The 24331-nt window shown below is 46.7% G+C and carries 17 protein-coding genes; 3 read left to right on the top strand and 14 right to left on the bottom strand.

Going from position 1 to position 24331, the window contains the following annotated elements; all coding sequences use genetic code 11:
* Positions 1 to 4: 4 nt before the first annotated feature.
* From ABIX36_RS17695 to ABIX36_RS17685, 3 genes are all read right to left on the bottom strand, one after another.
* On the bottom strand, positions 5 to 1414 hold the full coding sequence (locus tag ABIX36_RS17695) for a DUF1080 domain-containing protein (RefSeq protein WP_348083500.1): 1410 nt from the start codon (positions 1412 to 1414) through the stop codon (positions 5 to 7).
* Between the two features lie 108 nt (positions 1415 to 1522).
* Positions 1523 to 3676 (bottom strand): GH92 family glycosyl hydrolase, encoded by a 2154-nt coding sequence (locus tag ABIX36_RS17690; RefSeq protein WP_348083499.1) that lies wholly within the window; start codon positions 3674 to 3676, stop codon positions 1523 to 1525.
* Positions 3677 to 3813: 137 nt separating this feature from the next.
* A complete protein-coding gene (locus ABIX36_RS17685) occupies positions 3814 to 6573 on the bottom strand; it encodes a glycoside hydrolase family 2 TIM barrel-domain containing protein (protein WP_348083498.1) in 2760 nt (919 codons plus the stop codon).
* Positions 6574 to 6874: 301 nt separating this feature from the next.
* On the opposite strand from ABIX36_RS17685, the gene ABIX36_RS17680 reads away from it, so the two are divergent.
* The 3 genes from ABIX36_RS17680 to ABIX36_RS17670 all read left to right on the top strand — a co-directional run bounded on the left by ABIX36_RS17680 (position 6875) and on the right by ABIX36_RS17670 (position 8528).
* Positions 6875 to 7093 (top strand): AraC family ligand binding domain-containing protein, encoded by a 219-nt coding sequence (locus ABIX36_RS17680; RefSeq protein ID WP_348083497.1) that lies wholly within the window; start codon positions 6875 to 6877, stop codon positions 7091 to 7093.
* Between the two features lie 130 nt (positions 7094 to 7223).
* Entirely contained in the window at positions 7224 to 7661 is a 438-nt protein-coding gene (locus ABIX36_RS17675; RefSeq protein ID WP_348083496.1) for an AraC family transcriptional regulator, read from the top strand.
* 183 nt (positions 7662 to 7844) lie between these two features.
* Positions 7845 to 8528, top strand: a complete 684-nt coding sequence (locus tag ABIX36_RS17670; protein ID WP_348083495.1) for a hypothetical protein — start codon at positions 7845 to 7847, stop codon at positions 8526 to 8528.
* 55 nt (positions 8529 to 8583) lie between these two features.
* On the opposite strand, the gene ABIX36_RS17665 is transcribed toward ABIX36_RS17670, so the two are convergent.
* The 11 genes from ABIX36_RS17665 to ABIX36_RS17615 form a co-directional block, all read right to left on the bottom strand.
* A complete protein-coding gene (locus ABIX36_RS17665; protein WP_348083494.1) occupies positions 8584 to 10413 on the bottom strand; it encodes an ABC transporter ATP-binding protein in 1830 nt (609 codons plus the stop codon).
* Between the two features lie 66 nt (positions 10414 to 10479).
* Positions 10480 to 11505 (bottom strand): glycoside hydrolase family 43 protein, encoded by a 1026-nt coding sequence (locus ABIX36_RS17660; protein ID WP_348083493.1) that lies wholly within the window; start codon positions 11503 to 11505, stop codon positions 10480 to 10482.
* Positions 11506 to 11520: 15 nt separating this feature from the next.
* On the bottom strand, positions 11521 to 12357 hold the full coding sequence (locus tag ABIX36_RS17655) for a glycoside hydrolase family 16 protein (protein WP_348083492.1): 837 nt from the start codon (positions 12355 to 12357) through the stop codon (positions 11521 to 11523).
* A 30-nt stretch (positions 12358 to 12387) separates the two neighbouring features.
* Positions 12388 to 13554 (bottom strand): galactokinase family protein, encoded by a 1167-nt coding sequence (locus ABIX36_RS17650; RefSeq protein ID WP_348083491.1) that lies wholly within the window; start codon positions 13552 to 13554, stop codon positions 12388 to 12390.
* Positions 13555 to 13633: 79 nt separating this feature from the next.
* Complete coding sequence (locus tag ABIX36_RS17645) at positions 13634 to 14749, bottom strand: glycoside hydrolase family 43 protein (RefSeq protein ID WP_348083490.1); 1116 nt, start codon at positions 14747 to 14749, stop codon at positions 13634 to 13636.
* 14 nt (positions 14750 to 14763) lie between these two features.
* A complete protein-coding gene (locus ABIX36_RS17640) occupies positions 14764 to 15999 on the bottom strand; it encodes a DUF2264 domain-containing protein (RefSeq protein WP_348083489.1) in 1236 nt (411 codons plus the stop codon).
* Positions 15999 to 16985 carry a family 43 glycosylhydrolase gene (locus tag ABIX36_RS17635; protein ID WP_348083488.1) on the bottom strand — a complete coding sequence of 329 codons (987 nt, stop codon included), beginning with the start codon at positions 16983 to 16985 and terminating at the stop codon, positions 15999 to 16001. The genes ABIX36_RS17640 and ABIX36_RS17635 overlap by 1 nt, the downstream gene beginning before the upstream one ends.
* Complete coding sequence (locus tag ABIX36_RS17630; protein WP_348083487.1) at positions 16985 to 18205, bottom strand: glycoside hydrolase family 88 protein; 1221 nt, start codon at positions 18203 to 18205, stop codon at positions 16985 to 16987. Before ABIX36_RS17630 ends, ABIX36_RS17635 begins: the two co-directional genes overlap by 1 nt.
* Positions 18206 to 18207: 2 nt before the next feature.
* Positions 18208 to 19464 carry a BNR repeat-containing protein gene (locus tag ABIX36_RS17625; RefSeq protein WP_348083486.1) on the bottom strand — a complete coding sequence of 419 codons (1257 nt, stop codon included), beginning with the start codon at positions 19462 to 19464 and terminating at the stop codon, positions 18208 to 18210.
* Positions 19465 to 19604: 140 nt separating this feature from the next.
* Positions 19605 to 21230 carry a RagB/SusD family nutrient uptake outer membrane protein gene (locus ABIX36_RS17620; protein ID WP_348083485.1) on the bottom strand — a complete coding sequence of 542 codons (1626 nt, stop codon included), beginning with the start codon at positions 21228 to 21230 and terminating at the stop codon, positions 19605 to 19607.
* Positions 21231 to 21248: 18 nt separating this feature from the next.
* The gene (locus ABIX36_RS17615; protein WP_348083484.1) at positions 21249 to 24236 is read right to left on the bottom strand and encodes a TonB-dependent receptor; all 2988 of its coding nucleotides are present in this window, start codon (positions 24234 to 24236) and stop codon (positions 21249 to 21251) included.
* Positions 24237 to 24331: the final 95 nt, after the last annotated feature.

The following is a 24331-nucleotide window of genomic DNA, read 5'->3' as shown; positions in this document are numbered from 1 at the left end:
CGGCTTAGAATAATAGGGTGTAACTTAACTTGCTGCCCATGGCTACGATCAATTGTTTCCTGCCGTCAGCATCTCTGATAACCGGTTTCGCCGATCCGTCGGCAAGCTGTATGTAGTAGGCTTTATCACCTAACAAATACAGGCCGTTGCCCAGGTCTTCCACAGCAGCAGCACTTGCAAGTAAAAAATACAGGCCTTCTGCCGGTTTCTCCAGGCTAATTTCCCGGCTTATGCCTTGTCCGTTTGCCAGTATTTTTACATCATCGGTAACGGTATTACCATAAATGTAATATTTAAAGGCGGGTCTTTCCTGGCTATCCAGTATGTATCCTTTGGTAAAAAAGCCGGTACCGGTAGTATCTGCATTCCATTTATCCTGGGCGTTTGCCAGTTTAGCAATAGCTAAAACAGGTTTCGCGGTGAAATGGGTAACGCTGCCTAAGGCACGCGAGGTACCATTACCACGATCGTGAAACATAGGGGTGGCATCAACAAAACCGCCGTGCCAGCCTTGCAGCAGGGTACCGTTATCCAGATCGTAGCTGTAAGCGGTTTTCTCCGGCCCTCCTACCGATATGGCATGTACCGAGCGAACGCCCGGCGCCACATCCACAAAGCTGCGCAGCATATTGTTGCTTTCGGCGTTGATGTAGATGGGGTCGTCATCATTACCCTGCCTCATCTTAGGCAACGCTGTTAAAGGTGTAATGGAGATATTTTTAAACGCAACAGAACCATGGTCGCCCTGCAAACGCAGCGGGCCGCTTGCTTTTTCTGCACCGGCAGCGCCACGGGTAGCGCCGAACAGCTCCACATTCTCATGAATGGTTACGCCGTTCAGGTCGATGCTTATTATTTTTGCGTTGCTGATCTTCTTCCCGGCCGCGTCAAATTTTGGTGCCTGGAAGACGATCTTTATATGCTGCCAAAGGCCGGGTGCTTTACTCGCGTTTTGGCGGGGTGCAACACCGCCGTAACCTTTTTCGGCTTCGGGTTTGCTATCGTCCCAGCGCTGGTAAATACCACCATTGTTATGCGATGTGGCATTTCTCAGTCCCCAGGCATCGTCTATCTGGATCTCGTAATTCCCCTGCAGGTAAATACCCGAGTTTGCTCCTTTTGAGGTTAGATAATCAAGCTCTACAGCCACATCCCCATATTCGTTTACGGTGTATAGGTCCGAACCGGCTTTTTTTGCGGTAGACTGGTTAACCAAAATTCCATCGCCTTTGGTTGGTTTTAAAATATTTTCGGCATTCAGATCGGCGAAAACATTCCCGGCTACCGACCAGGAACTACCGGGGTTTTTAAAAGCAGACAGATCTTTAAGATCGATACGCTGGCCGAGGGCCAGTACGGTTCCGCAAAGCCAGAGCGTGGCCGTAAGACCCGCCTTTGTGACGTTTAGATTCATGTAAGGTATTTAGTTATTATTTGTTTTTCTGTACTTATACCGGCAGGGAACGCGCTATGGCATTCCAATATTCAATAGGGCTAAGATATTGAACCTATGCGACATTATTTATTGAGTAGCAATAGAAACCGTCCCGCCCCGTTTAAACAGATCGTGCGATACAAAGTACCCGTTCATTTTCGCCCCGTTCACTTTTACTGCTGTAATGGCCCTGCCCTTCCCGGGTTTGCTAATGGTGAGCAATTTGCCATTGCTTGTGCGCCATTTTACTTCGTCAAAAAGTGGCGCGGTAACGATGTACTTAGGGTCGGTGGCCGAGAAGGGGTATAAACCCAATGCGCTGAACACGTACCAGGACGACATTTCGCCGGCATCATCCATTCCGCTCAGCTCCAGTCCTTCTTTGCCAATGCCATACAGATCATTCATAATATGATCTAAGATCTTTTGCGATTTAGCAGGCTTGTTGATGAAGATATAAGCAAATGGTGCTTCATGGTCGGGCTGGTTACCCTGGCAATACTGGCCTATCATGGTTTCTACATTGCGGGCAATGTAATTGGGGTTCCACGGCAGGGTAAATAGCGAATCGAGCTTAGATTCAAATCCCTTTGGCCCGCCATACAATTGAATCAAACCCGGCATATCATGCGGTGCAAAAAAGGACACCTGCCAGGCGTTTGCTTCGCGATACATGTATTCGTAATAAGGGAACTGGGGATTAAAGTTTTTTATCCAGTCGCCGTTCTCCAGCCGCCCGCGCATAAAACGGGTGGATGGGTCGAACATGTTCTTATAGTTTTTAGAGCGGGCCATCAGGATGCGGTAGTTGGCCGTATCGCCCAATTTCCTGGCGATCTGCGCTACCGAATAATCATCGTAAGAATACTCTAAAGTTTTTGAAACACCGGCTTTGGCCTTGGTTTCCACATTTGGGTTGGCAATATCCGGGTCGGAGATGTAACCCTTTTGGATATACTCAGCGATGTAAGGCCGGGCTCCGCCCGAAACGTTGGCATTTCTCAACAGGATCTGGTAAGTGCCTTTGATATCGAAGTTATCGATTCCACGGAGGTAGGCCCCGGCGATAGAGGATGCCCCGTGGTCGCCATGAAAAAAGGTGGGGATAAAGCCTGTTTTGTCGCCTACATCCTTCATGGATTTAATGACATCAAGCGTAACCTGCGGACTGATCAAACCCAAAAGCACATCCTTATTGCGGTAGGTATCCCAAAGCGAAGGTTCCGTGTAATAATTAAAGCCCGTGTTTACCACGTTCCTTTTGGCATCTGTAAACTCGCCGTTCACATCGCTGCGCAGGGCCGGCCACAAAAACGAGCGGTACAGGCAGGAATAGAACATTTGCTTTTGCTTAGCCGTACCGCCTTTAACTTGTATAGATGAAAGCAATTTTTCCCAGTTTTGGGTAGCTTCCGCGCGGATGGTTTCGAAAGACTTGTTGCCTATTTCCTTTTCGAGATTTTGCTTTGCGTTTTCGGCGTTAACGAAGGAAAGCCCTATTTTAAGTTCTAAGGGGCCTGTACCGCCATCTGCTAAAGTGATAAGCGCGTTACCCGTACGTTTGCCGTCATCGGTCTTATCTAAACTTTTTATTTTAGTATTGATAACCACGTAGAAATAAACATTCTCTCCACCCTGGAAACCTTGTACAGCGTTATCGCCAACCTGCTTGATGTTCCAGGTGGTTACCCGGCTGTTGGCCTTGCCTAAGTCAAAAAGTATTTGCCTGTTGGTATTGTTTTGATAGGTATACTGGTGATAACCACATCTTAAGGTGGATGTGAGCTTTACGTTCACATGGTAATCATCCAAATAAACTTCGTAGAAGCCAGGAGATGCACTTTCTTTTTTATGCGTAAACCGCGAACCAAACTTGCCGGTCGCGCCGGATACGGGCAGGATGGGGATATTACAAAGGTTCCAGTGGCCCTTGTTGGTATGGGTGAATCCCAGGATCACCGAATCTTCGTACTGGTAACCGGCTCCCGAGCCATAAGCTGTAACCGGACTCAGCTGCACCATAGCGTTCGGCAGCGAGCTGCCGGGAAAAGTTAATCCCGCCCAGGAACGCCACCCCTTAGGCAGTTCGTAACCAAGAATTTTGGGATCGTTAAGCGGTGCGGTGCCTATAAAGGTGTTTACAAACTTTGTATAAACCGGCTTTGGTTGGCTTTTTACGGATGAAGTTGCAACAAGACATAGCGCTGCAATGCTTACAAATTTTCTGAGTGGACCTCTCATTTTATAAGTAATTAAAATTAGATATATGTTTGCATTCCCCTCCTTTTACAAGGCTCCCTCGGGGTTTGCACGGCCAATATCGTTATTTCTGCGCAGAATGACTCTTATCCGTGGATATATTGTTTGATATCTGTTGATCAGTTGCTAAAATCAAACCATAACGTACCGCTTACCGGCTTTCCATCCAAATGATTTTTCTGGCTTTGCGGGCCCATCACATCGGCAGATTGGAATTTGGTGCCGATAGGGTTTATCGCTTTCATAAAGCCTATACCGCCTGCCGGGAAAACGGGTTCCACATTGTTATTGCTTAACGCGGCCTGTTCACGGGCGGGCTGATACATTTGCAGGTAGGTATTTTTATCAGCGGTGTAAACGGTGAATGGTGATTCCTTATTTTCTATAACAGCCCAATTCACTTCGGCATGGTAACCTTTAAATTCGGGATAGCCCCAGGTTTCGCCGGTTATGGTATTGTTGTAGGCTTTGTGCCAAACGCCAAACTGCTGGCCTTTTAGCCGGTTCTTCCAAACACGGTACGGGCCACGGCCAAGCCATTTCATACCCGTAACTTTTTCTTCGGGGTAATTAAAGGTGATGCCCATACAATCAACATCGCCCTGCTGCGTATACCGGTATTCCAGCTTAACCGGCTTGCCGGCTGTAAAAGTCCATTTGATGTGCAGCGGTGCCGCGCCCTGATAGTCAGCATCTATTGTGTATTGGGCTTTATCTGCCTTATAAGCAAACTGTTTTAAGCTTGTATTAACCCCGGCCAGTACCGGCCCGCCCGACAAGGAAACCGTGCCGCTTGGCTTAACTACCTTTTGGATATACCCGGTAGTTTTATCAAAATAATAGCTGATTCCGTCGCATTTTACGGTTAATGTGTTATCGCTTTCGGCAATCGTTACGCCCGCTGTTTTTGCGGTTGCCGAAGCACTATTTGGAGCGGCGACAGGCGCATGGATGGCCCAGCTCCAGGTGAAAATTTCCTTTTTATCAGGATCGTAAGCGGTAAGGTAAAGGGCATCGCTTTTTTTCCATGTTGATGGCAGACCTAAATTAAATACGCCTTTTTCGCCCGGTTTTAAGTTTAATACAGCGGGGCTACCCGTGGCTTGTATGACCCCGGCCGTGGTTTTACTTTTTGCTGATGGGAATTTAACCAGCTTCCATTTAAAAGTGCACTGGCTAAAATTGGTGAACGAGTACCTGTTCTCCACCGGGATCTTTCCATCAAAATTTCCATCTAACGGCTGTGGATCGATGTAAACCGGCGACCAGATCTCTTTTACGGTATAAAAGCTCGCCTCCTTTTCGCGGTGCGGGCCTACAATACCGTCCGGCGCGTGATTACCGTCGGCGTCGTACGCGCCGTTCTTATCGGTACGGATAAGCGCCTCATCCAAAAAGGCCCATATAAATCCACCGGCGCCATGCGGATGCTTCATCATCGCGCCCCAGAAATCGTCAAGTGCAGCCCCTGCCCCGCCATCATACAGCGCGTGCATAAATTCGGTTGGGAAAAACACCTCCTGCCCGGTAGCCGCGGCGTTAACCATATATTTATAATCGGGATAGTGCTTGGTATCGGTACCATTAAACTTTTCCCACGGGTGTATAACGGTGCGTTTCTGCGGGTCGTAAAGGGCGTAATCGTTATCCAGTCCGCGGTTCCATCCGCCCTCGTTGCCGTTATCCCAAAAAACAATGGATGGGTGGTTTACATCGCGCAGCACCAGCTCTTTCACCAGCTTATGCCCTACCACGGTATCGTATTTTGCCTGCCAGCCGGTAAGTTCGTCCAGCACATAAAGGCCCAGGGAATCGCACACATCCAAAAACTCATGATCGGGCGGGTAGTGAGACATGCGCACCGCATTATTGTTCATCTCCTTCATCAGCTTCGCATCCATCAAATGGACGGCTTTGCTTAATGTACGCCCTGTTTCGGGCCAAAAGCTGTGGCGATTGGTACCTTTTAAGATCACCCTGGCACCGTTTACATAAAAGCCATCGTTAGCCCACACTTCCACCGTACGGAAACCAAACTTTTGTTTAATACGGTGTACAACGCCCTGTTTATTTTTAATGCTGACGATTACCTGGTATAGATTTGGGAACTCGGCGCTCCACAGTTGTGGTTTACTAAAGCTGCCTTTTAACTGGAGGCTATCTGCCGTGGTATTTGCCTTAACGGTTAGGGGCGTGCCAACATTTTGGCCGTTTAGCCTTTGTACCTGCCCTACAATAGTTTCATCTCCTTTTAAATTACGGGTAAAAACATTGAGCAGGAACGAGCCATCGGCTTTTGCGTTTACCGATGTTCTTGCTATAAATGTTGCAGGCACTATCTCCAGGTAAACGGGGCGATAAATACCACCTAATACCCAAAAATCGCTGTTGCGGCGCTCGGCATCGTTTACGGATGAATTTGCTGAGGTTTTATCAACCGTAACTTCCAGCAGGTTTTTACCGGCCGGTTTAAGCAGATCGGTTATATCATACTTAAAGCGGTAAAAAGCGCCCTGGTGTATGGGGCCTGCTTGTTTGCCATTCACCATTACTTTGGTATCGGTCATCGAACCTTCGAAAACGATGAATACCTTTTTGCCCGAGACGCCCGGCGACGCAAATTCGTATTTGTATAAGCCTTTTTCGTTAGCCTTTACTTTATCGTGCCCATAGTTATAGGTACCAAAACCCTGCTGCTCCCAGTTGGAGGGTACGGCTATTTTTGTCCAGTTGCCGCTTTTACGGCCATCGGTGCAATAAAAATCCCATTGCACGGTATGATCCTTATCCGTACCGGATAAATATTTAATAACCGTTTCCTGCGAAAAAGCGTTAGCACCCGTCAACAGCAATAATAATTGCAATACTATTTTTTTCATAATATTTATTTGGTATAATGGCTTGCAGCGTAAACTAAACAAGATTAATTACTCCACGGCAATTAAGAAAGAATACCGTAAATTAAAACTACGCAATCGTTGCCGATGCGGCAATAATCGGGCTGTAGAAGTTTTGTATTCGAAAAAAAGCCGGCAAGCGAAATACGCTACCGGCTTTAAGTCAACCAAGATATGAACCAATAATTATTCTGTTTTTCTAAGCCTGATGCTTCTGAGTTGCAAAAAAAGGGTTAGTCTATTTTTTCATTCCAGAAAGCAAATTCGCTATTACCCAAAAGCCATGCACCATTACGCGGAACGCCCGCATGGCATTAATCAGCATATTATTATTTATTGTACCGAGGGTTATGGCTGGTTAGAGATCAACAAGAAAAAAGTAGAAGTATCGCCCTCGCAGTTCATCGCTATCCCGGCTAATACACCACATAGGTACGCTGCTAACATGGATAAACCATGGACTATATACTGGATTCACTTTAAAGGCGAGATAGCTACTTGAGCTTATCCCGAAGAATTCAGAAAACTATAAGCCGTACCTGTCCTTTAACGAGAACCGCATCAAACCGTTTGAGGATATTTGTTTTAACCTGGAAAAAGGATACAGCAGCGATGCCCTGCGTTATGTAAATATGATCTTCTCGCATTTTTTAACGTCGCTGATATATGAGGATAAGTTCAACCACTTAGACGATAAACCAGTTGATAACGATACGGTGGAAAAAACGATCCGTTATATGCAGGACAACATTAATACCATGATACGGCTTGATGAGCTAAGCGGCTATGCCAGGCTTTCCACATCGCATTACTCTGCTATCTTCCGGGCAAAAACGGGCTATTCCCCTATCGAGTATTTCAACCAGTTAAAAGTTCAAAAGGCCTGCCAGTATATCTCGTTTATCACCATGTCTATCAAAAACATCGCTTTAAGCCTGGGGATAGAGGACCAATACTATTTCACCAGGATGTTCACCAAGTTAATGGGCATCTCTCCTAACGAGTACAGGAAGAAAGTAAAAGCAAGCCCCGGCAATATTGAGGAAAAGGTTGCAAGCGTTAAGCGTTAAAGAACGAATAAAAACATTTATTTAAAATTTAAATATCAAGCAATTGCCCGATCAGCTATTTCTTACCCATGACCGGCATTCTTTCCGTTTGAGAAAATAGTGTACTAAAAAGAAACTCCTGTGGAGTTGTTTAAGTTATAGGCAATATAGCTTTGATCAATTATTCACCTAACAAACAATTTCATGAGAAAAATTGATCAGCTAACGGTTGGCGGCTTTATGTTGCTTACTCTCGCTCTCGGTTGCGCAAAAGATGCCAACAAATCAAGCACATCTGGCGATGGTGCAAAAACAACAGTGCCACGCGCTGCTTTACCTCAAAGCGCGTTTAACCTCTGGAAAACCTGCAATGGTACCCCTTACAACATTTCGGGCACCAATGGTATCGCTATCCCGGTTGGCAACTGCAGTACCGATATTGACGCGGCCCAGCAAAAAGTGGGGCAAAACGCAACCGGGATGCAATTTAACGGCGCCTTTAAAGGTGGTAGCAATGCCAACAGTGGCGCAAGCGAGGAAGCGGTTTTTGTATGCGATAATGTAACCCAGTGGAACGGCAATGAAATGGGCTTTGTTAAAACACTGGAGAACAACGACCTGAAAGCCTATTTACAAGGTGGCGGACAGTACATTACCGCACTGATATCGCATAATGATAATGGCTACCACACATTTAAATGCCAGGCACGCGCCAACAACACCCACATGGTTGATTTTTATGTGGACGGCGTTTATAACTGCACCCTCACCAACAACAGCGGCAGCTACTACAACAAGTTTTACTATTTTGTAGGTACCAACCACTGGTACGGAGGTTCTACCCCTACAGGCCAGCAAATTGAAATGTACAACATGACTACTTACTAAGCGTAGCCAATAAATAAGCGGGGGTTAATAGCCCCCGTTTTTAATTAAGGATGATTTATTGATAGCCCATTGCCTGCAGTTTGAACAACTCGGCATACCGGCCATTTTTTGTCAGCAATTCGGTGTGCGAACCAACTTCGAGAATTGTCCCTTTATCAAGCACCAGGATCCTGTCGGCCAGCCGCGCGGTGGAGAACCGGTGCGATATCAACACCGCCGATTTCCCTTTGGTAAGTTCGGCAAAACGTTGAAACACCTCGTATTCTGCGCGGGCATCCAGTGCGGCGGTAGGTTCATCCAGGATAAGTATTTGTGCATCTTTCATATAAGCACGTGCCAGCGCTACCTTTTGCCATTCCCCTCCCGATAGTTCTATCCCCTCATTAAACCGCCTGCCGAGCCATTGCTCATAATGCCCGGGGAGTTTCTCGGCTAAGGCATCAGCCAGGCTTTCCCGGGCGGCCTTTTGGATGAGTTCGGTATTATCTATCTCGGTGATATTCCCTACAGCAATATTTTGAGAAAGGGTCATCTGGTATCTCAGGTAATCCTGAAAGATAATACCCATGTTGAGCCTGAGTTCTTCAATATTATATTCCTTCAGATCTATTCCATCTAATAAGATGCGCCCCTCCGTAGGGTCATATAAACGAGCCAGCAGTTTAACAAGCGTAGTTTTGCCCGCGCCATTTTCGCCTACCAGCGCCAACTTTTCGCCAGGATGCAGGGTGAAATTAAGATGCCTGTTTGCCCAAAGCTGGGCGTTATGGTATTGAAAACCTACGTCTTCGAAAGTAAAACCTTCCTTAATAGGGTTAGGAAAAGGCAATGGCTTTGTGGCTGTTGTTATTTTTGGGCGGATGGCAAAGAACTCGATAAAATCGTTAAGGTATATGGCACCTTGCGAAACGGAGGTGAACCTGCTCAGCATATTTTCCATCAGGCTACTAAGCTGGCGAAAAGAGCCCGCTAAAAACGTAAGCCCACCTATAGATGTTTTACCCGTTACGGTGTTATAAATAATGAAGCCATAAGCCGCGTAATACCCAATACTGCCGATGACAGAAAAGAAAGTCCCCCAACCCGACCGCCGCACCGCAAGTTTGCTATTGTCGGTATAAAACTTTTGAGACAACTTTTTAAAGCGGCCAATAATAAAATCGGCCAGACCAAATATCTTCACTTCCTTGGCAGTTTCGTCGCTGGCACCGAGGTAGCGCAGGTAATCCAGCTCACGGCGTTCGGGCGTTTGGCTACGACTGAGCGCATAGTTCTGACTATTGAAATACGATTCGCCAAGGAAAGCCGGGATAATGGCGACCAATAGCAGCACTATAAGCCAGGGATTGAACGCGATGAGTCCGGTCAGCAGGAAACCCATAGAGATAAGATCCTGCACCTGGCTCATTACTTGCGAGAGCAAAACAGTACGCCCTACGGTTTGCTGCCTGGCCCGCTCCAGCTTATCATAAAACACCGAGTCCTCAAACTGATCGAGATCGAGTGTGGCGGCGTGGCGCATAATACGAATGGAGGTGTAATTGGAGAATTGGTCGCCCAGCAGACTATCTACCAAATTGATCATCCGGTTGAGGCCATCCGTAACCACGGCGAGCCCAAACTCAATGGCAACCAGTTCCCAAAGATGTTGCTGGCTGCCACCGGAACGGTTAAGCTCTACTACCTGGTCGATAATAAGCTTACCCACATACAGCAGCAAAACAGGCATGGCAGACCTGGTAATACGCAACAAAAAACTCAACAATGTTTTTGAGGGACTACTTTGCCAAACCAAACGAAAAAGCTCCGGCAGGTTCTTCAACGCCGAAAGGCGCTGCTTAAAGGTAATATCGGTAGTTGGTATGGTGTTGCGCGTTCTCGCCATGTACCAAAGCTAAACCTTTGATGCATGGCAAAAGTTTGATATGGGTAATATTTCTAAAAAGAGGCTTTAAGGTTTCTTTTTACCCCAAAACGCGATCAACTTCTTAGCCTCTTTTGCCGAAACATGCATCACAGTGCCATGCCGCGGGTGAAAATTCATCGAGACCTCGTTATCTATTACCTTGAAGTTTTCCAGATCGGTACTTTTACAAAACTGGTACTTACCCTTCATGTAAACATCGTACATCAATATCCAGGTATCCGAGTTGATGAGTTTAAAAACATCAGCACCTTCTACTGCGTCGGTAGTTTGGTTCAAGATCTTATCGAAAAGCTCGTAACCGCCTGTAAGCGTCTTAGAAACGGCTTTTTTTATGCCGAGTCCCTGCCCTTCTGTTTTGAAGAACAAATTGTAATAGCCATCCTTATAAACAATATCAGCATCAATACATGCACCGCCATCCGGCTTATAAAAAAGTTGTTTGGGAGTACCTTCAATGCCTGTAAAATCGGCATTTACGTAGGCATAGTAAATGATATCTGCACTGTTTCCTTTGCGCATGCTCCAGTACAGCATGTACTTCTTCGCCAGCGGATCGTAAATAGTTTGTGGTGCCCAAACCCGGTTTATATCGGCAAATTCCGGTGAGTTATCTGGGATATTAACAATGCTGCTGCTCCAGTTGATCAGGTCTTTCGATTTCAGGAACACCATAGCATAGTTTGCGCCCCATCCGTTTTTTGCCACGTTCATATCCGTAGCCACCATATAAAAGGTTTTGCTATCGGCACCACGTAAAATATGCGGGTCGCGCAGACCCGCTGTTGAACTTACTTTTTCGGAAGACACTACAGGGTTGTTCGCGTTAAGCGCCCTGTAATTATAACCATCTGCACTTAGTGCAAACCTGATGGCTTCCGCGTCCTTACCATTCCCGGTAAAATAAGCAAACAGGTAAGCGCTATCTTTCCCGATTTTTGGAAGCGCGGCATCTGCAGGTTGAACGGTTTGTATTTGCGCAACCGCGCCAAGCCCGTATGTTACACCAATTAGGGTAGTTACTATTGTTCTTTTAACTGCTGTAATATTCATGTTCGTTGCTTTTAATTACTGTTTTTGATAGACTTTCACATAATCTACTTCAAAACGTTTGGGGAATTTAGTTACTGATGGATCGCCACCGTTGTCGCCGCCTACTGCGAGATTTAATAGTATGTAATGGGGCTGTTTAAAAGGGTTTATTTTTTCGGCATCCCTGTTATTCAGGTCTTTCATCTCCACGCGGTTTAGCAATTCATCATCTACATAAAGGCTAATGGCGTTCTCATCCCAATCCATCCGCCATACATGGAACTGCTTGCTCCATTCGGGGCCGAATAGCTTTACATCCTTTTTGGTGCTAAACCATTTCGCTTTGTAGACTACATCCGTCCCCGTGGCTATATTAGCCAGCAACATGCCACGGTAATACTCCATAATATCAATTTCGCCGTTTGATGGCCACTGGCCTTTTACGCCGAGTGTCCAAAACGCAGGCCATAAGCCGGAATCTACGTCTATCTTCCCACGCATCACAAACCGGCCATATTGAAACTCTTTTAGTCCACTTGTATTCATGCTCGATGCCGTGTACTCAATAAACTCACGGCTTGTTTTCCAGTTCTTGCTCCCGGCCACATAATTTGGATTGGGCAAATGCACCTTTTGCGCCTCAATTACCAACACACCGTTATGGCACATAGCATTTTGCGGCTGGTACCATTGTAATTCGTTGTTGCGGGTAAAACCCCGCTCAAACTTCCAGAATTTGGCATCGACAGGGCCTTCGTTATTAAACTCATCGGCCCAAACCAGTTTATAACCGGTAGTATCGCCGGGCTGGCATTGTGCTGCTTGCTTCAGGGTTATGGTTAGCAGTATCGCAATCAGGCTGATATATTTCATATTACTTAGTTTTTATCAAAACTGCGAATTTTAACTGTTAAGTTCCCCAATACCGTTGCCAACCGAAGTTTGATAAATCGTTGGCGGATATCCTATCAGATCGGTATAATAGGATATCATATCCTCCTTAAACCTTGCAAACGCCTCCGTTTTAACTAACGCGATCACGCTGTATCCAAACCCATATCCTGCCATCCTTGCCCCTATTACGCCTTTGTAAAAGCTACTGTACTCCGTTATGGTATCCAATTCTACGCTACTTACCCCATACAGGTTTTTTAGCGATTGATGTGACTGGTACATCAACTCACCGAAAGCACTGATATCGCCCTGTAAAAGGAACCTCTGTGCAGCCTTTACCCTATCGTTTTCTTCAATAACGTGCAGCGCGCGTTTAAAAATAGCATCATCAGCTATCAGGTATTTATGCCGATGAAGTGTAGCCGCGTCAACTTGACATAAATTATCAATCCCAAGTTCAGGTTGCAGACAGGTTAGGGCGGTATTACAGTCGGCTATTCTCTCTTTGTAAACCAATTCGGAGCGACTGCGCTGCCGGACACTGCTGATGATAGCCAGGCCATATTCACCTAAATTTAAAGGCACGTGGCTATAAGCTCCGGTTTGTCCATTTATAACTACGGCGGTGCCTTTTATGCCATGAGATGCCGTAAACCAGGCGATAGTGCCGGCATTGAAACCCACTAAATCCTGTTTCGAGGGGCAAACCAAATTCATCAACTCCATTTTGCTGTAATTGGTACTAAACAATTCATTTAGCCCAAAAGCGGTTACTATTTCCATTGACGATGCCGAAACCTCTCCGATAAAAAACGGCAGATCGGAAACGTAGAGCATATCAAGCCCGCCGGTAAGCTGATGCCCCTTTGCCGAAAAACTACTGAGCACCGCCAATGGCCTGTTATACCACAGGCCATTTATTTCCTGGTGAGGCGCATCAATAGGTATATCCAGCGTTTCTTCAAAATTCGCGCTGCGAAAACGTAGCACGCCGTCGTCATTCGGCGCCAACAAGAGGTAAGTACCCATGCTGATGGCGCATGATATACTAAAACCGCCATTTTGTACGGCGTGTTCGCCCAGTAAATTCACCCAGCCCGGGCAGAAATAATCCTTAACAGGTTGCTTGTTAAACAACCTGTTAAATTCTACGCCGGCGGTTGCTATATTAGCCATAGTTAGTTATATACCTCGTTTAAAATGGGGAAATTAATTGCAGATAGTTTTATTTGCGTCATAACACAGCCTATTCCCTTCACTTTTCGAACACATTCAGGTCCCATTTTTCGGCCCAGTTTATTTCGATTTCATCTCCTTTAAAAGTGACAGGCAACCACAGGTATCTGCCATCGATAGCATCTTTGGGTGTCCATTTATCGGCCATAAAAATGAAGGCATCCTTTTTACCGGCTATGGGCAGCACATAGGTGCTTTGGCCGCCAAAAGTAATTTCGGCACCTGCACCTTTGCAGGGGTTGCCCCGGTAGGTCCATGGGCCATAAATTGATTTAGCAGTGAACCAACGCGCGGGGTTTGGATCCCAACCCGTAGTGCCCGAGCCAATTAAATAATAAATGCCGTTGCGCTTAAATATGGCAGGAGCTTCGGTTTGATGACCGGCGTATACCCGTGAAAACTTGCCGGTATGAGCGGTATAGTCGTCGTTCAGTTCGGCAATGTCCAGTGTAAAGTTCTCTTCGGCCGAAAATATGTGATAGGCTTTGCCGTCGTCATCTACAAAAACGTTCATATCGCGCGCCATTTGCCCACCCGGCAGGTCACGGCAAAAGAACCCCTCGCTTTTGTTTTTTGGATTAGCACAGTCTACTTTGTCGGCATCGGGCGTACCTTCCGGATAAAAAGGCATAAAGCCTGCATTTGGCCTATAACTTTTAATAAAAGTGTACGGACCAGCAACCTTATCACTGGTAGCCAAACCCGTGCGGGCGGCTTTATAACTCTGTCCGCGCAATTCCAGGTGGAACCACATCACATACTTTTTAGTCTTTTTATTATACACCACTTTTGGGCGCTCCAGTATGCAACCTTTGGCAATATCGTTTGTAGAATCGGGCGATACAGGCAGCGCGATGCCTTCATCCTTCCAGTTATACATATCTTTTGAGGAATAGCAATGCACACCAACCATAGCGCGGTTGCCCGCACCACCGGCTATTTTATGCTCGCCAAACCAATAGTATTTGCCCTTATCAAAAAGCAACCCGCCGCCATGGGCATTAATGTGGACGCCATTGTTATCGGCCCAGATGGTGCCGGGTGTAAATTGCGTTGCTTTAACCGCCTGGGCTTGTGCCGAAAGAAATGCGCCGGCAAGCAGGCATATGGTAAATGTTATTCTTTTGATATTCATGTAAGCTATAGGTGTTATTTTTTGATGTCTAAAGCGTGGTCGGCAGGTACGTCCTGCCCGCTCCAAATTTTAACCGAGGTCCATGGGGCATCGGGACTGCTCCAAAAGTCATCGGTATCGGGCAAGCCGAGCGGCAGGAAAATATCGGCACAGATATAAAGGCTGCCCGTTGTGATATAAAAATCGGCCAGACCCGGCTGCTTTCCGTAAAGCCCTATATTGAGCCAACCCGCGTCATTAAAAGTTTGCGGCGCGCCCAATGTTTTTTGAATGAGGGCGGTTAATGCTCCCCTTACCTGCGCAGGCAAAAGTTTGGCTGGCAGTTGTTTTTTATAAGCCACATCGGCCAGGTGCGTAAACAGCCCGCCACGGTATACGATAGAACGCCCCGTTGCCGGGAAGCTGCCATCAGTATTGATGAGCCGTTCCAAAATTTCGGAATAACGTTGGCCGACGGTTATTTCGCGTGCCAGCTCCGCGCCGTATTTTTTACTTTTCTGGTTCAGCACATCCAATATGGTGCTAAGGTTGGGGTGGATAACAATGCTGTTATAATAATCTAAATGGAACTCCATTCCGTCAGAATACATACCGTCGCCTACGTACCAGTGCTGGGTAAATTCGCGTACGGCGTACTCTACGCGTACCGGGTCGTATCCCAGGTCGTATTTGCAAAAGAAAGCTTCTATCATCCCCGAAAACAAGATCCAGTTACTGTAAACGGGAACGGTATTGCGGGTTGTTTTCATGGCATCAACCACCTGCAGTTTCACCTTCTCATCCAAATGTTCCCACAGCCATGGCGAGCGGATAAGGCCCAGCGCTACAAAGGATGCATCAACCAGTGGCTGACCGCCGCTCCATTGCATATAATCTTTTGCCTGCGGATTCACAGCGTTGGCTATGGCTTTTAAGGCCCATTCGCGGTATTGGTTACGCAGCTTTATCTCTTCAGCGTCGCCTCCCTCAGATTGCAGCCAGGGGGCTATACCGCTTAGCGTACGCCCAAACGCCTCAAGGTAGCCGGCTTTGGTTCTGCTTTCCTTATTGTCTATCCTGTCAGAAAGTTCCATCTGCATTTTCACCTTCAGCTGGTCTTCGGCAAGATTGGATAGTACCGGGCGAGCTACCTTATCCATATAGCCTAACCATATCTTGCGCACGGACACAGCCTTCGCAGGCTTTTTTTGCGCGAAAGACAATAGCGATACGGATATAAGCAACAAACAGGTTAAGGTTTTTTTCATCATCAGTTCAGTGTTTTAGCAGCCTTAATTTTAACCGGCTTTAGTTTTCCAAAAACATTCACGGGTTTTATGTTTCCATCCGCGTCAAAATACATGGGTTCGATACAGGTTTCGCGGTTATAGCCATTACCATCAGGTATTTTAAAACGATGATAGGCAATGTACCATTTATCGGTACCGGGCACCTGTACCACTGAATGGTGTCCCGCCCCTTTTACCACGCCCCTGCCTTTTAATACCGGATGCCCTGCTGCCTTTACAAATGGGCCAAGCGGCGATTTAGAGGTAGCATAAGCGATAGAATAACGGGGGTCGCGGGTATCGTACTCCGACCACATGAGGTAATAGATGCCTTTACGTTTGATCATAAAAGGCCCTTCGTTGTAACCTTCGGGCTTAAAGGAAATTATTTTGGTAGTGTCGTAGCTTATCATATCGTCGTTAAGCTTCACCACGTTGCATTGCCCCTGCCCAAAGTACAGGTACGCGCTGCCATCGTCGTCCACAAAAGCCATGGGATCTATCATTTGACCGGGCAATAATCCCTTCCTGATGAGTGGCTTGCCCAGGGGATCTTTAAACGGCCCGGTTGGTTTATCGGCAACCGCTACGCCTATGTTTACATCGGCAGAATAGTAATAGTAATATTTACCGTTTTTGGTGGCGATGGTAGGTGCCCAGGCCCGCACCTTTGCCCAACTAAGATCGGTTGGCAGGTTCAGGATAACACCTTCGTTCTTCCAGGTGGTGAGGTTATCTGAGGACCAGCAACTAAAAGCCGTTGACTGCCAGCCAACCGTACCATCGGTAGTTGGATAGATGTAGAATTTATTGTTAAAAATAGCAATGTTGGGGTCCGCGTATACGCCGGGTAAAGTCGGAGCAGGAGCGTTCAATGTATCTACCGATTGCGCCTTAACAACTGTATTTATGCCTGTAACAAGCAGTATTGCTGCTATGCATTTTAGTATCATTCCGTTTCTATTCATTATTTGCGTTTAAAGTTTTTATACCTGTTTAAAGCCTCTATAAAGTAATAATCCGCGTAGGTAAGTGGTACATCCACTTCAGATTTTGCGGGCAAGCTGCCTACGCTATGCTCCAAAATGAAGCCACCGTTGGTTCCCGCAGTTGCAAAGTATTTAGGCCCAGATAGGTTTCTGATGATAGTTTCTGCCGTGTGGAAGTATAACGCGCCCGATTTACCGCCCGTATACTTGCACAATTCTAAAAATGCCGAAGCCATTACCGCTGCCGCGGAAGCATCGCGCAAGGCAGTTGGCTTACCGGGTGCATCGTAATCCCAGTAGGGGATCTTATCGGCAGGCAAATCAGGATTATTGAGAATAAACTGTGCGATATGATTGGCCTGCGCCAAATATTTTTTATCTTTTGTAGCGCGGTACATTACCGTGTAACCATATAAGCCCCATGCCTGCCCACGAGCCCATGCTGAGCTGTCTGCAAAGCCTTGCGCGGTTTTGCGCTGCTGCACTTCGCCGGTTTCAGGGTTGTAGTTTACAACATGGTAAGAACTATAGTTTGACCTAAAGTGGTTTCTCATGGTTGTGTTAGCATGGGTAACCGCTATCTTATAATAGCTGGAATCGCCGGTAACTTTTGTGGCCCAAAACAGCAACTCCAGGTTCATCATATTATCGATGATGACCAGGTAATCAGTTTTTTTTGAATCCCATGATTTGATGCACCCTACCTTTGGGTCGAAACGGGTGGCCAGCGACTTTGCGCTATTGATCAGGATCTGTTTGTATTCGGGTTTAGGCTCTACCGTTAAAGCAGTCCCGAAACTGCAATACATCATAAAACCAAGATCGTGTGTGGTGGTGTTGTATTGCTCTTTGGCCAGCACCTGCATCGTTCGGTTGGCCTCGTTTAAAAGCGCGGGATCTTTTGATTGCTGATACAGGTAAAGCAGCGTACCCGGGTAAAAACCACTGCACCACCAGCCCGAACCACTGGTTTCGAATTTATCTGTAGCCGCAAAGTATGTTTTGGGGAATTGATCGCCCTGTAGCTTTATAGCCATCAGCTTGTATTGCGCAGCCGCGTTTTTGTAGTCAGCAGCTATCGTTTTTAGCAGTTTAGCATCGGGCTTAAACCTTGTTTGCCCATACGAGCCAACAACGGTAAGCATGGCTATCAGCAAAGCAGGTAATAACTTTTTGATCATCATTAAATCTTTAACCATTATTATTTTATTAGTTTCGGTTTCCACTCAATCACCTGCACAGGCTGGGGCTTTACCGCTGCGGTTCCTTCTCCATCTATTTGCGTGGTATTCTGCACAAACAGGTTTAATATTTTTTTATTCATCCACAATTCGGTGTCGTAGCTTGGCTCCCAGGAACCAACAGATCCGGTGGATATATCAGACAATGTCCAATCCCCTTTACTCAAATTATTATTGATCGCCATAGAAACCTTGCTGCCTCTTTCCTCATCCCTAAAGATAACCGCTGCAGCCATGCTTCCTTTTTGTTTCCAGGCCACCATCTGCGGGCGCGAAACCGGGATAGCTTTAGTCCCTATGCCGTTCAGGCTAAAAGCCGTTTTTCTGAAACCTAAATTAGCAGTACGCCAATCGCCCTTACTATAATAAACCAGGTGGTACTGCGGCACCGTTTGGCCTGTCTCGCGCCAGTAAGTAGCTATGTAAGGATTGCCCTCTTCATCGGCAAACATCGATGTTTGGTTGATCAGTTCGCTTTTTTGCGGGATACGGGCCGCGTACTCTGCAGTTGCTGCTGTAATTGGCAGACTGTATTTTTCGCCGCTGGTACGTTCCCAGGTTTTACCGCCATCGGTAGATCGCGCGTAGCACATATCATGGTTACTGGCTACATCAGGCGATTCGCGCCACACCCACGAAAGGTGGATGGCTCCCTTATTATCTGTAGCAATTTGCCAGTAGGCATTTCGGGCCCTTTCTCCATCTATCAGGTTATCCTGTACGCGGAGCCATTTCTTTGTTTTAATACTATACCTGTTCAAAATAAGGTTACCATTACCCGATTGCCCATCGCGGTAGAAAAACAACAGGTCACCGCCCGGTAGTTTGTAAAACTCAGGGTAGGTTACTTTATCCTCGTTTTGGCCCGTCATCGGTAGTTTTGCACCCAGAACTAAGCTGCCCGGCAATACACCACGGGCATAGTTAAGCTGTTGGTTATGATGTCCCCAGGCCATATGCAGATACCCTGCCCCATCAACCATTATACTGATGGATCTGTGCGCGTCTGCAGCATCGCCTTTATAGGTGGTTTGTTGAATTTGCCATTGCTGCGAAGTTTGCGCCCGTTTAGCCAGCACCACAAACTGATCGGCATTGTAAAAGGCCGCGTATTGCGTGCCTTTAAAAGTAACCAATGAGTTTTTGCGAAAAACAACCGTATTAACCGAGTTATTTGCCCAACCATTTTGGGCTATGGTATTTACCTGTGCAAACACGGTAAATGGGGCCGTTAAAAACAGCGCATAAAGTAAGTATATCTTTCTTTTAATCTTTGGGTTTAACAACATAGGATCCATCTAAAATGTAAGCGGCAGCATCGCGCTGCCGCATTACAACCAATATATGTACTATCTCTCTAATAGCCGGGGTTTTGATCTAATACCGCATCTTTATTCAATTGAATTTCACTCAATGGGATGGGCAGTAAAAGGTTTTTAGCAGCAATGCCCGTAATAGGTTTAGCCGGGTCATTTGAGTTAAGGCGGGTTGCGCGCTCAACCAGTGTACCTGTACGCATCAGCGTCATGCGGCGGTTTTCCTCGCCTAACAGTTCGCGGGCGCGCTCATCCAAAATGAAATCCATATTCATTTGTGATGCGTTCACCTGGTCGGCCTGCGCCCTTGTGCGTAAAACGTTTATAGTTGTAGCAGCTTCGGCGGTTTTGCCTTGCTTCACCTGCGCTTCGGCTAATAAAAGATAGGTTTCGCCTAAGCGCATCAGCATAAAATCTTTAATCATGGCATAACCAAAGGTATCATTCGGGTCGAAAGCTCCCCATTTGGTAGTGCTCGGGCAAATTCTGAAAAGCGTATCCGGCCCGGTAAATGGTATCTGCTTACCATATTTGGATGCATAGGCGGGTGCCGGGTCATTGTAATAATAGTGCCTTTTAATGTTATATTCCGAATTGCGGATATCGTTGCCTTTATAGAGGCCGTACAGCACCCAATTGCTTAAACGCAACCTGGCAATCCCACGCCCACCAAGGCTATCGGCAATTTGCATACCTGCAACGCTGTAGTAAGCCGCGCCCCAAACACGCCTTTGTTGCGGGTTATCAGTAATACCACCTACAACTACTGTTGGGTTTTCCTGTTCCAATACCCATATGGCCTCGGTGTTCCCCTGCGATCTCCTCTCGTTACCGTATTTAAACATATCGGAGAAGTAATCGCCCGGCAAACTCGACTTTGCACCGTAACGGGCTTTGATCAAACTAAATTTACCACTGCTGATGATGGCTTGCGCGGTTTGCTCGGCCAGGTCGTTTTTATTCATCCGCAGGTAAACCTCGGCAAGTAACTGCATGGCCATAAACTTATTGGCACGGCCGTACAATTTACCTTTTGTGTTAGTTTTAACGTTTTCAATATCGGGCAGGTTGGCCGCCGCGAATACCAGGTCGGCAACAATGAAATCATTCACCTGGGTTAGCGGTGCCCGCACAAAATCTGTTTTGGGGCCGGTAAGCGCGTGCACTACCAATGGCACAGCGCCAAAGCATGTTGCCAGGTTGTTGTAAGCATAAGCCCTAAAGAACCTCGCTTCGGCATTTACAGATTTTTTGCCGTTTGCACTCAGGCTGGTTACGCTTGGGTTTTCCACCCCATCAATAATAATATTGGTAAGATTCACCAGTATAAAGTTGCGGTTCCAGGTGCGGCCGGCGGCCCCATCTGTGGGTGTTAATGATGCATAATTGTAGTAAGGCACTTCTACACCCTGCTGATTTGTGGTAGAGTTTGCAATATCGGTGCCAACGGCCCAAACACTTGGCCAGCCCTGCTGATCGGCCCAGGAGAATATGGTGCTCACATGATTATACAGGCCTACTAACGATGCTTCGAAACCTAAAGAGTCGGTAAGTGTTAGTGGCGTGTATGACGAATATGGTTTTTCGTCGAGGAAGTTTTTTTTACATGATGACGATGCAAAAAACAAAGCTGACAACCCTGCCAGTATGGTTATATATTTTTTCATATCAATGTTCTTTAAATGTTAACGTAATGACACGTTGAGGCCCAATATAAATGTGCGTGTAAGCGGGTAATTGTTTGTCCAGTCGCCAGAGCCCCTTGTGGAGTAGTTATTCTCAGGATCCCAGCCTATCCAGTTGGTAAAAGTGTGCAGGTTGCGCCCGCTGGCGTAAACTGTCAATCCACCTACATGGAGTTTCTGCAAAACCGATTGCCCAAACACATAGCTCAGCGTTATGTCCTTTATACGGGTGTAGCTCGCATCAGAAGCGTAGCCGTAGCCTCTTGTATTATTGTATGATAAAGCCGGGCGGGTGTTGCTTTTGTTATCAGCTGTCCAGTAACCAATTTCGGCAGGCGTGTTACGGCGGCCGGTTTCATCGCCATAGGTAAGGTCGGGGTTGTTTTTCGTCATACCCTGCGCGGTTTGTATAAATACGCTCAGGTTGATGTTTTTATAGTGGAAAGTATTGGTTAAACCGCCTGTCCATTTCGGGGTAGTTTGGCCTAATATTGTCCTGTCGCCATCTGGTGTTATTTTACCGTCACCATTCAGGTCGGCAAATTTAAGATCGCCTGGTTTTGCACCTGGGTCTTGTTTAGAGGCATCCTCTCCTGTTTGCCAAATGCCGGTCATTTTATAATCATACACTACGCTGATGGGTTTGCCAAGGAACCAGCGGTTACCCAAATCGTCTTTACCATCGCCGTACAGATAAGTGATCTGATTTTTATTGGTAGCGAATACGATGGTAGTTTCCCAGCGGAAATCCTTCGATTCGATATTGTGCGTGTTCAGCGTTACTTCTATACCCCTGTTTTGGGTTCTGCCAATATTATCAAATACCGAAGAATAACCGGTCACGATTGGCAGGCTTCTTAATAGCAGCAAGCCGTTTGTTTTATTTTGATAGGCATCAACGGTACCGCTTACACGGTTATTAAATAAAGAGAAATCGACCCCGATGTTAGCCGTTTTTGTATTTTCCCATTGCAGGGCGGCGTTACCCAGGTTGCCCGCAAGCACACCAATGGTGCTGATACCATTGAACGGAGAACGCGCGGTACCATCTGTTGTAATAGTACGATACACCGGGATGGCTTCGTTACCCGTTTGGCCGTAAGATAACCTTAGCTTAAGGTTATCTACCACCTTCGAGTTTTTCATGAACGATTCATTACTCACATTCCAGCCCAGAGCTGCCGAAGGGAATACGCCATTTTTGGTTGTGTTAGCACCAAATACTGATGAACCATCGCGACGGGCGGTAATAGTTAACAGGTAACGGCTGTCGTAAGAATAGTTTACCCTGCCCATTTGCGAGTTTAAGGCATACCTGTCGCGGTACGATCCGCTCGTTTGTGTAGCGCCGGCACCCAGGTTATCGGCACCCAATTCATCATTTATAAAGCCGCTTGCTCCTGCGTTGGTTGAGCTGTATTTGCGTTGCTGCGAACTGTATAACCCGGTAAAATCAAGGTGATGTTTACCCCAGTCTTTAGCGTAGCTCAGGATATTCTCCAGTGTGTAGCTATTGGTAGATGCGTTAAAATTACTGGCGGTGCCTATCATATCATTTGCCGACCTGCCTGTGTAGCTGGATCTGCGCTCGGGGAAAAAGGTATAGCCCGCGTTTAAACGGTATTTCAAACCAGTAAGCACACCAGGGAATTTAATTTCGGCATAGCCATTACCATTGATATTGGTTGTGCGGCTTAGCTGCTTGGTAGTTAAACCCAACATAGGGTTGGTGTATAGCTGCTCTGGGTTCATCGGATAAATGGCATAGGTACCGTTGGCATTGTACTCCTGGCCATAAGGGCTCATGGCAGTTGCAAACAACAGATTGGCACGGCCGCCATCGTAATTATTGCTGGATAAAAACAGCGATGTACCGATGGTTAAAAAACTGGTTACGTTAACATCCAAATTTGAACGAAGGGCGACACGCTTAAATTGGTAGCCTTTAATTACGCCCTTTTGATCGAGATAGTCGCCCGAGATAAAGTACTTCACATCGTTTGATCCGCCCGAAACGCTCAGGTTATGATCTTGTATCACGCCCTGCTGCGTAGCTTCTTTTACCCAATCGGTAGTTTTGCCTGCGTTATAATTGGCCAATTCGCCAAAGTTTGGCACCGGGCTGTTTTGCGGCGTGTTTGTTTGTTTCAGAAAGTCGGCATATTTTTGTATATACTCGGCACCGTTACGCGGCGTGAGGATACGGGCCAGTTCTTCAACACCTGCGTAACCGTTATAGCGTATTACAGGTGTGCCGGTGTTACCACGCTTGGTAGTAATTAATATTACACCATTAGAACCATTGGTGCCGTAAATAGCGGTGGCCGATGCATCTTTCAGGATCTCTACCGAGGCGATATCATTAGAGTTGATATCATTTAACGAACCGCCTGTTTTGCTCAGCGGGATCCCGTCTACTACCACATAAGGGCCGGAGTTGGCGTTGATGGAGTTTTGCCCCCTGATGAGTGCTGCCGGCTGGCTGCCCGGTACAGATGAGGTGGTAGTAACTGTTACACCTGCAACTGCGCCTTCAATAGCCTGCAATACGTTGGTAACCGGCAATTGCGACAGGCGCTGTTTTGGCACCGATGTTACCGAACCTGTAACGTCCGATCGTTTTTGTGTACCGTAACCTACCACTATTACTTCGGCAAGATCTTTACCGCTGTTCATTAGCGTAATTGTAAGTGCATTGCTTGCCTGGCTTACATTAACTGTTTTACTGGCCATACCCACAAAAGACACATTAAGTGTTGACGGGGCCACTAAGTTTAAAGTAAACTTACCGTTAACATCGGCAACAACGCCCTGCGACGTACCCACCACGCCTATGCTGGCTCCGGGTACCGGGACGCCTTTATCATCAACCACGGTACCTTTTACGGTAAAGGGCCCGGTTTGCGCATAAGATGCGCCGCCTAAACCCATAATGAGCGCACTCATCAGTAAGGTTAAGCGAATTAAATTTGTAATTGTTTTTCTCATATTGTTTGTTAGTTGGTTTGCAAGAGTTTATTGGTCTTTATCGGTGTTGATTAAATTCAGCCAGATAAGGTCGGTGCAATTCCCGTGCGCTTTAA

Origin of the sequence: Mucilaginibacter sp. (assembly GCF_039925265.1) — a bacterium.
Classification (GTDB): domain Bacteria; phylum Bacteroidota; class Bacteroidia; order Sphingobacteriales; family Sphingobacteriaceae; genus Mucilaginibacter.
This window is presented reverse-complemented; position numbering and strand designations above follow the sequence as displayed.

Excerpts from the sequence above, each read along its gene's own strand:
- ABIX36_RS17695 (WP_348083500.1), bottom strand. The coding sequence starts at position 1,414 with ATGAATCTAAACGTCACAAAGGCGGGTCTTACGGCCACGCTCTGGCTT.
- ABIX36_RS17690 (WP_348083499.1), bottom strand. The coding sequence starts at position 3,676 with ATGAGAGGTCCACTCAGAAAATTTGTAAGCATTGCAGCGCTATGTCTT.
- ABIX36_RS17685 (WP_348083498.1), bottom strand. The coding sequence starts at position 6,573 with ATGAAAAAAATAGTATTGCAATTATTATTGCTGTTGACGGGTGCTAAC.
- ABIX36_RS17680 (WP_348083497.1), top strand. The coding sequence starts at position 6,875 with ATGCACCATTACGCGGAACGCCCGCATGGCATTAATCAGCATATTATT.
- ABIX36_RS17675 (WP_348083496.1), top strand. The coding sequence starts at position 7,224 with ATGATCTTCTCGCATTTTTTAACGTCGCTGATATATGAGGATAAGTTC.
- ABIX36_RS17670 (WP_348083495.1), top strand. The coding sequence starts at position 7,845 with ATGAGAAAAATTGATCAGCTAACGGTTGGCGGCTTTATGTTGCTTACT.
- ABIX36_RS17665 (WP_348083494.1), bottom strand. The coding sequence starts at position 10,413 with ATGGCGAGAACGCGCAACACCATACCAACTACCGATATTACCTTTAAG.
- ABIX36_RS17660 (WP_348083493.1), bottom strand. The coding sequence starts at position 11,505 with ATGAATATTACAGCAGTTAAAAGAACAATAGTAACTACCCTAATTGGT.
- ABIX36_RS17655 (WP_348083492.1), bottom strand. The coding sequence starts at position 12,357 with ATGAAATATATCAGCCTGATTGCGATACTGCTAACCATAACCCTGAAG.
- ABIX36_RS17650 (WP_348083491.1), bottom strand. The coding sequence starts at position 13,554 with ATGGCTAATATAGCAACCGCCGGCGTAGAATTTAACAGGTTGTTTAAC.
- ABIX36_RS17645 (WP_348083490.1), bottom strand. The coding sequence starts at position 14,749 with ATGAATATCAAAAGAATAACATTTACCATATGCCTGCTTGCCGGCGCA.
- ABIX36_RS17640 (WP_348083489.1), bottom strand. The coding sequence starts at position 15,999 with ATGATGAAAAAAACCTTAACCTGTTTGTTGCTTATATCCGTATCGCTA.
- ABIX36_RS17635 (WP_348083488.1), bottom strand. The coding sequence starts at position 16,985 with ATGAATAGAAACGGAATGATACTAAAATGCATAGCAGCAATACTGCTT.
- ABIX36_RS17630 (WP_348083487.1), bottom strand. The coding sequence starts at position 18,205 with ATGGTTAAAGATTTAATGATGATCAAAAAGTTATTACCTGCTTTGCTG.
- ABIX36_RS17620 (WP_348083485.1), bottom strand. The coding sequence starts at position 21,230 with ATGAAAAAATATATAACCATACTGGCAGGGTTGTCAGCTTTGTTTTTT.
- ABIX36_RS17615 (WP_348083484.1), bottom strand. The coding sequence starts at position 24,236 with ATGAGAAAAACAATTACAAATTTAATTCGCTTAACCTTACTGATGAGT.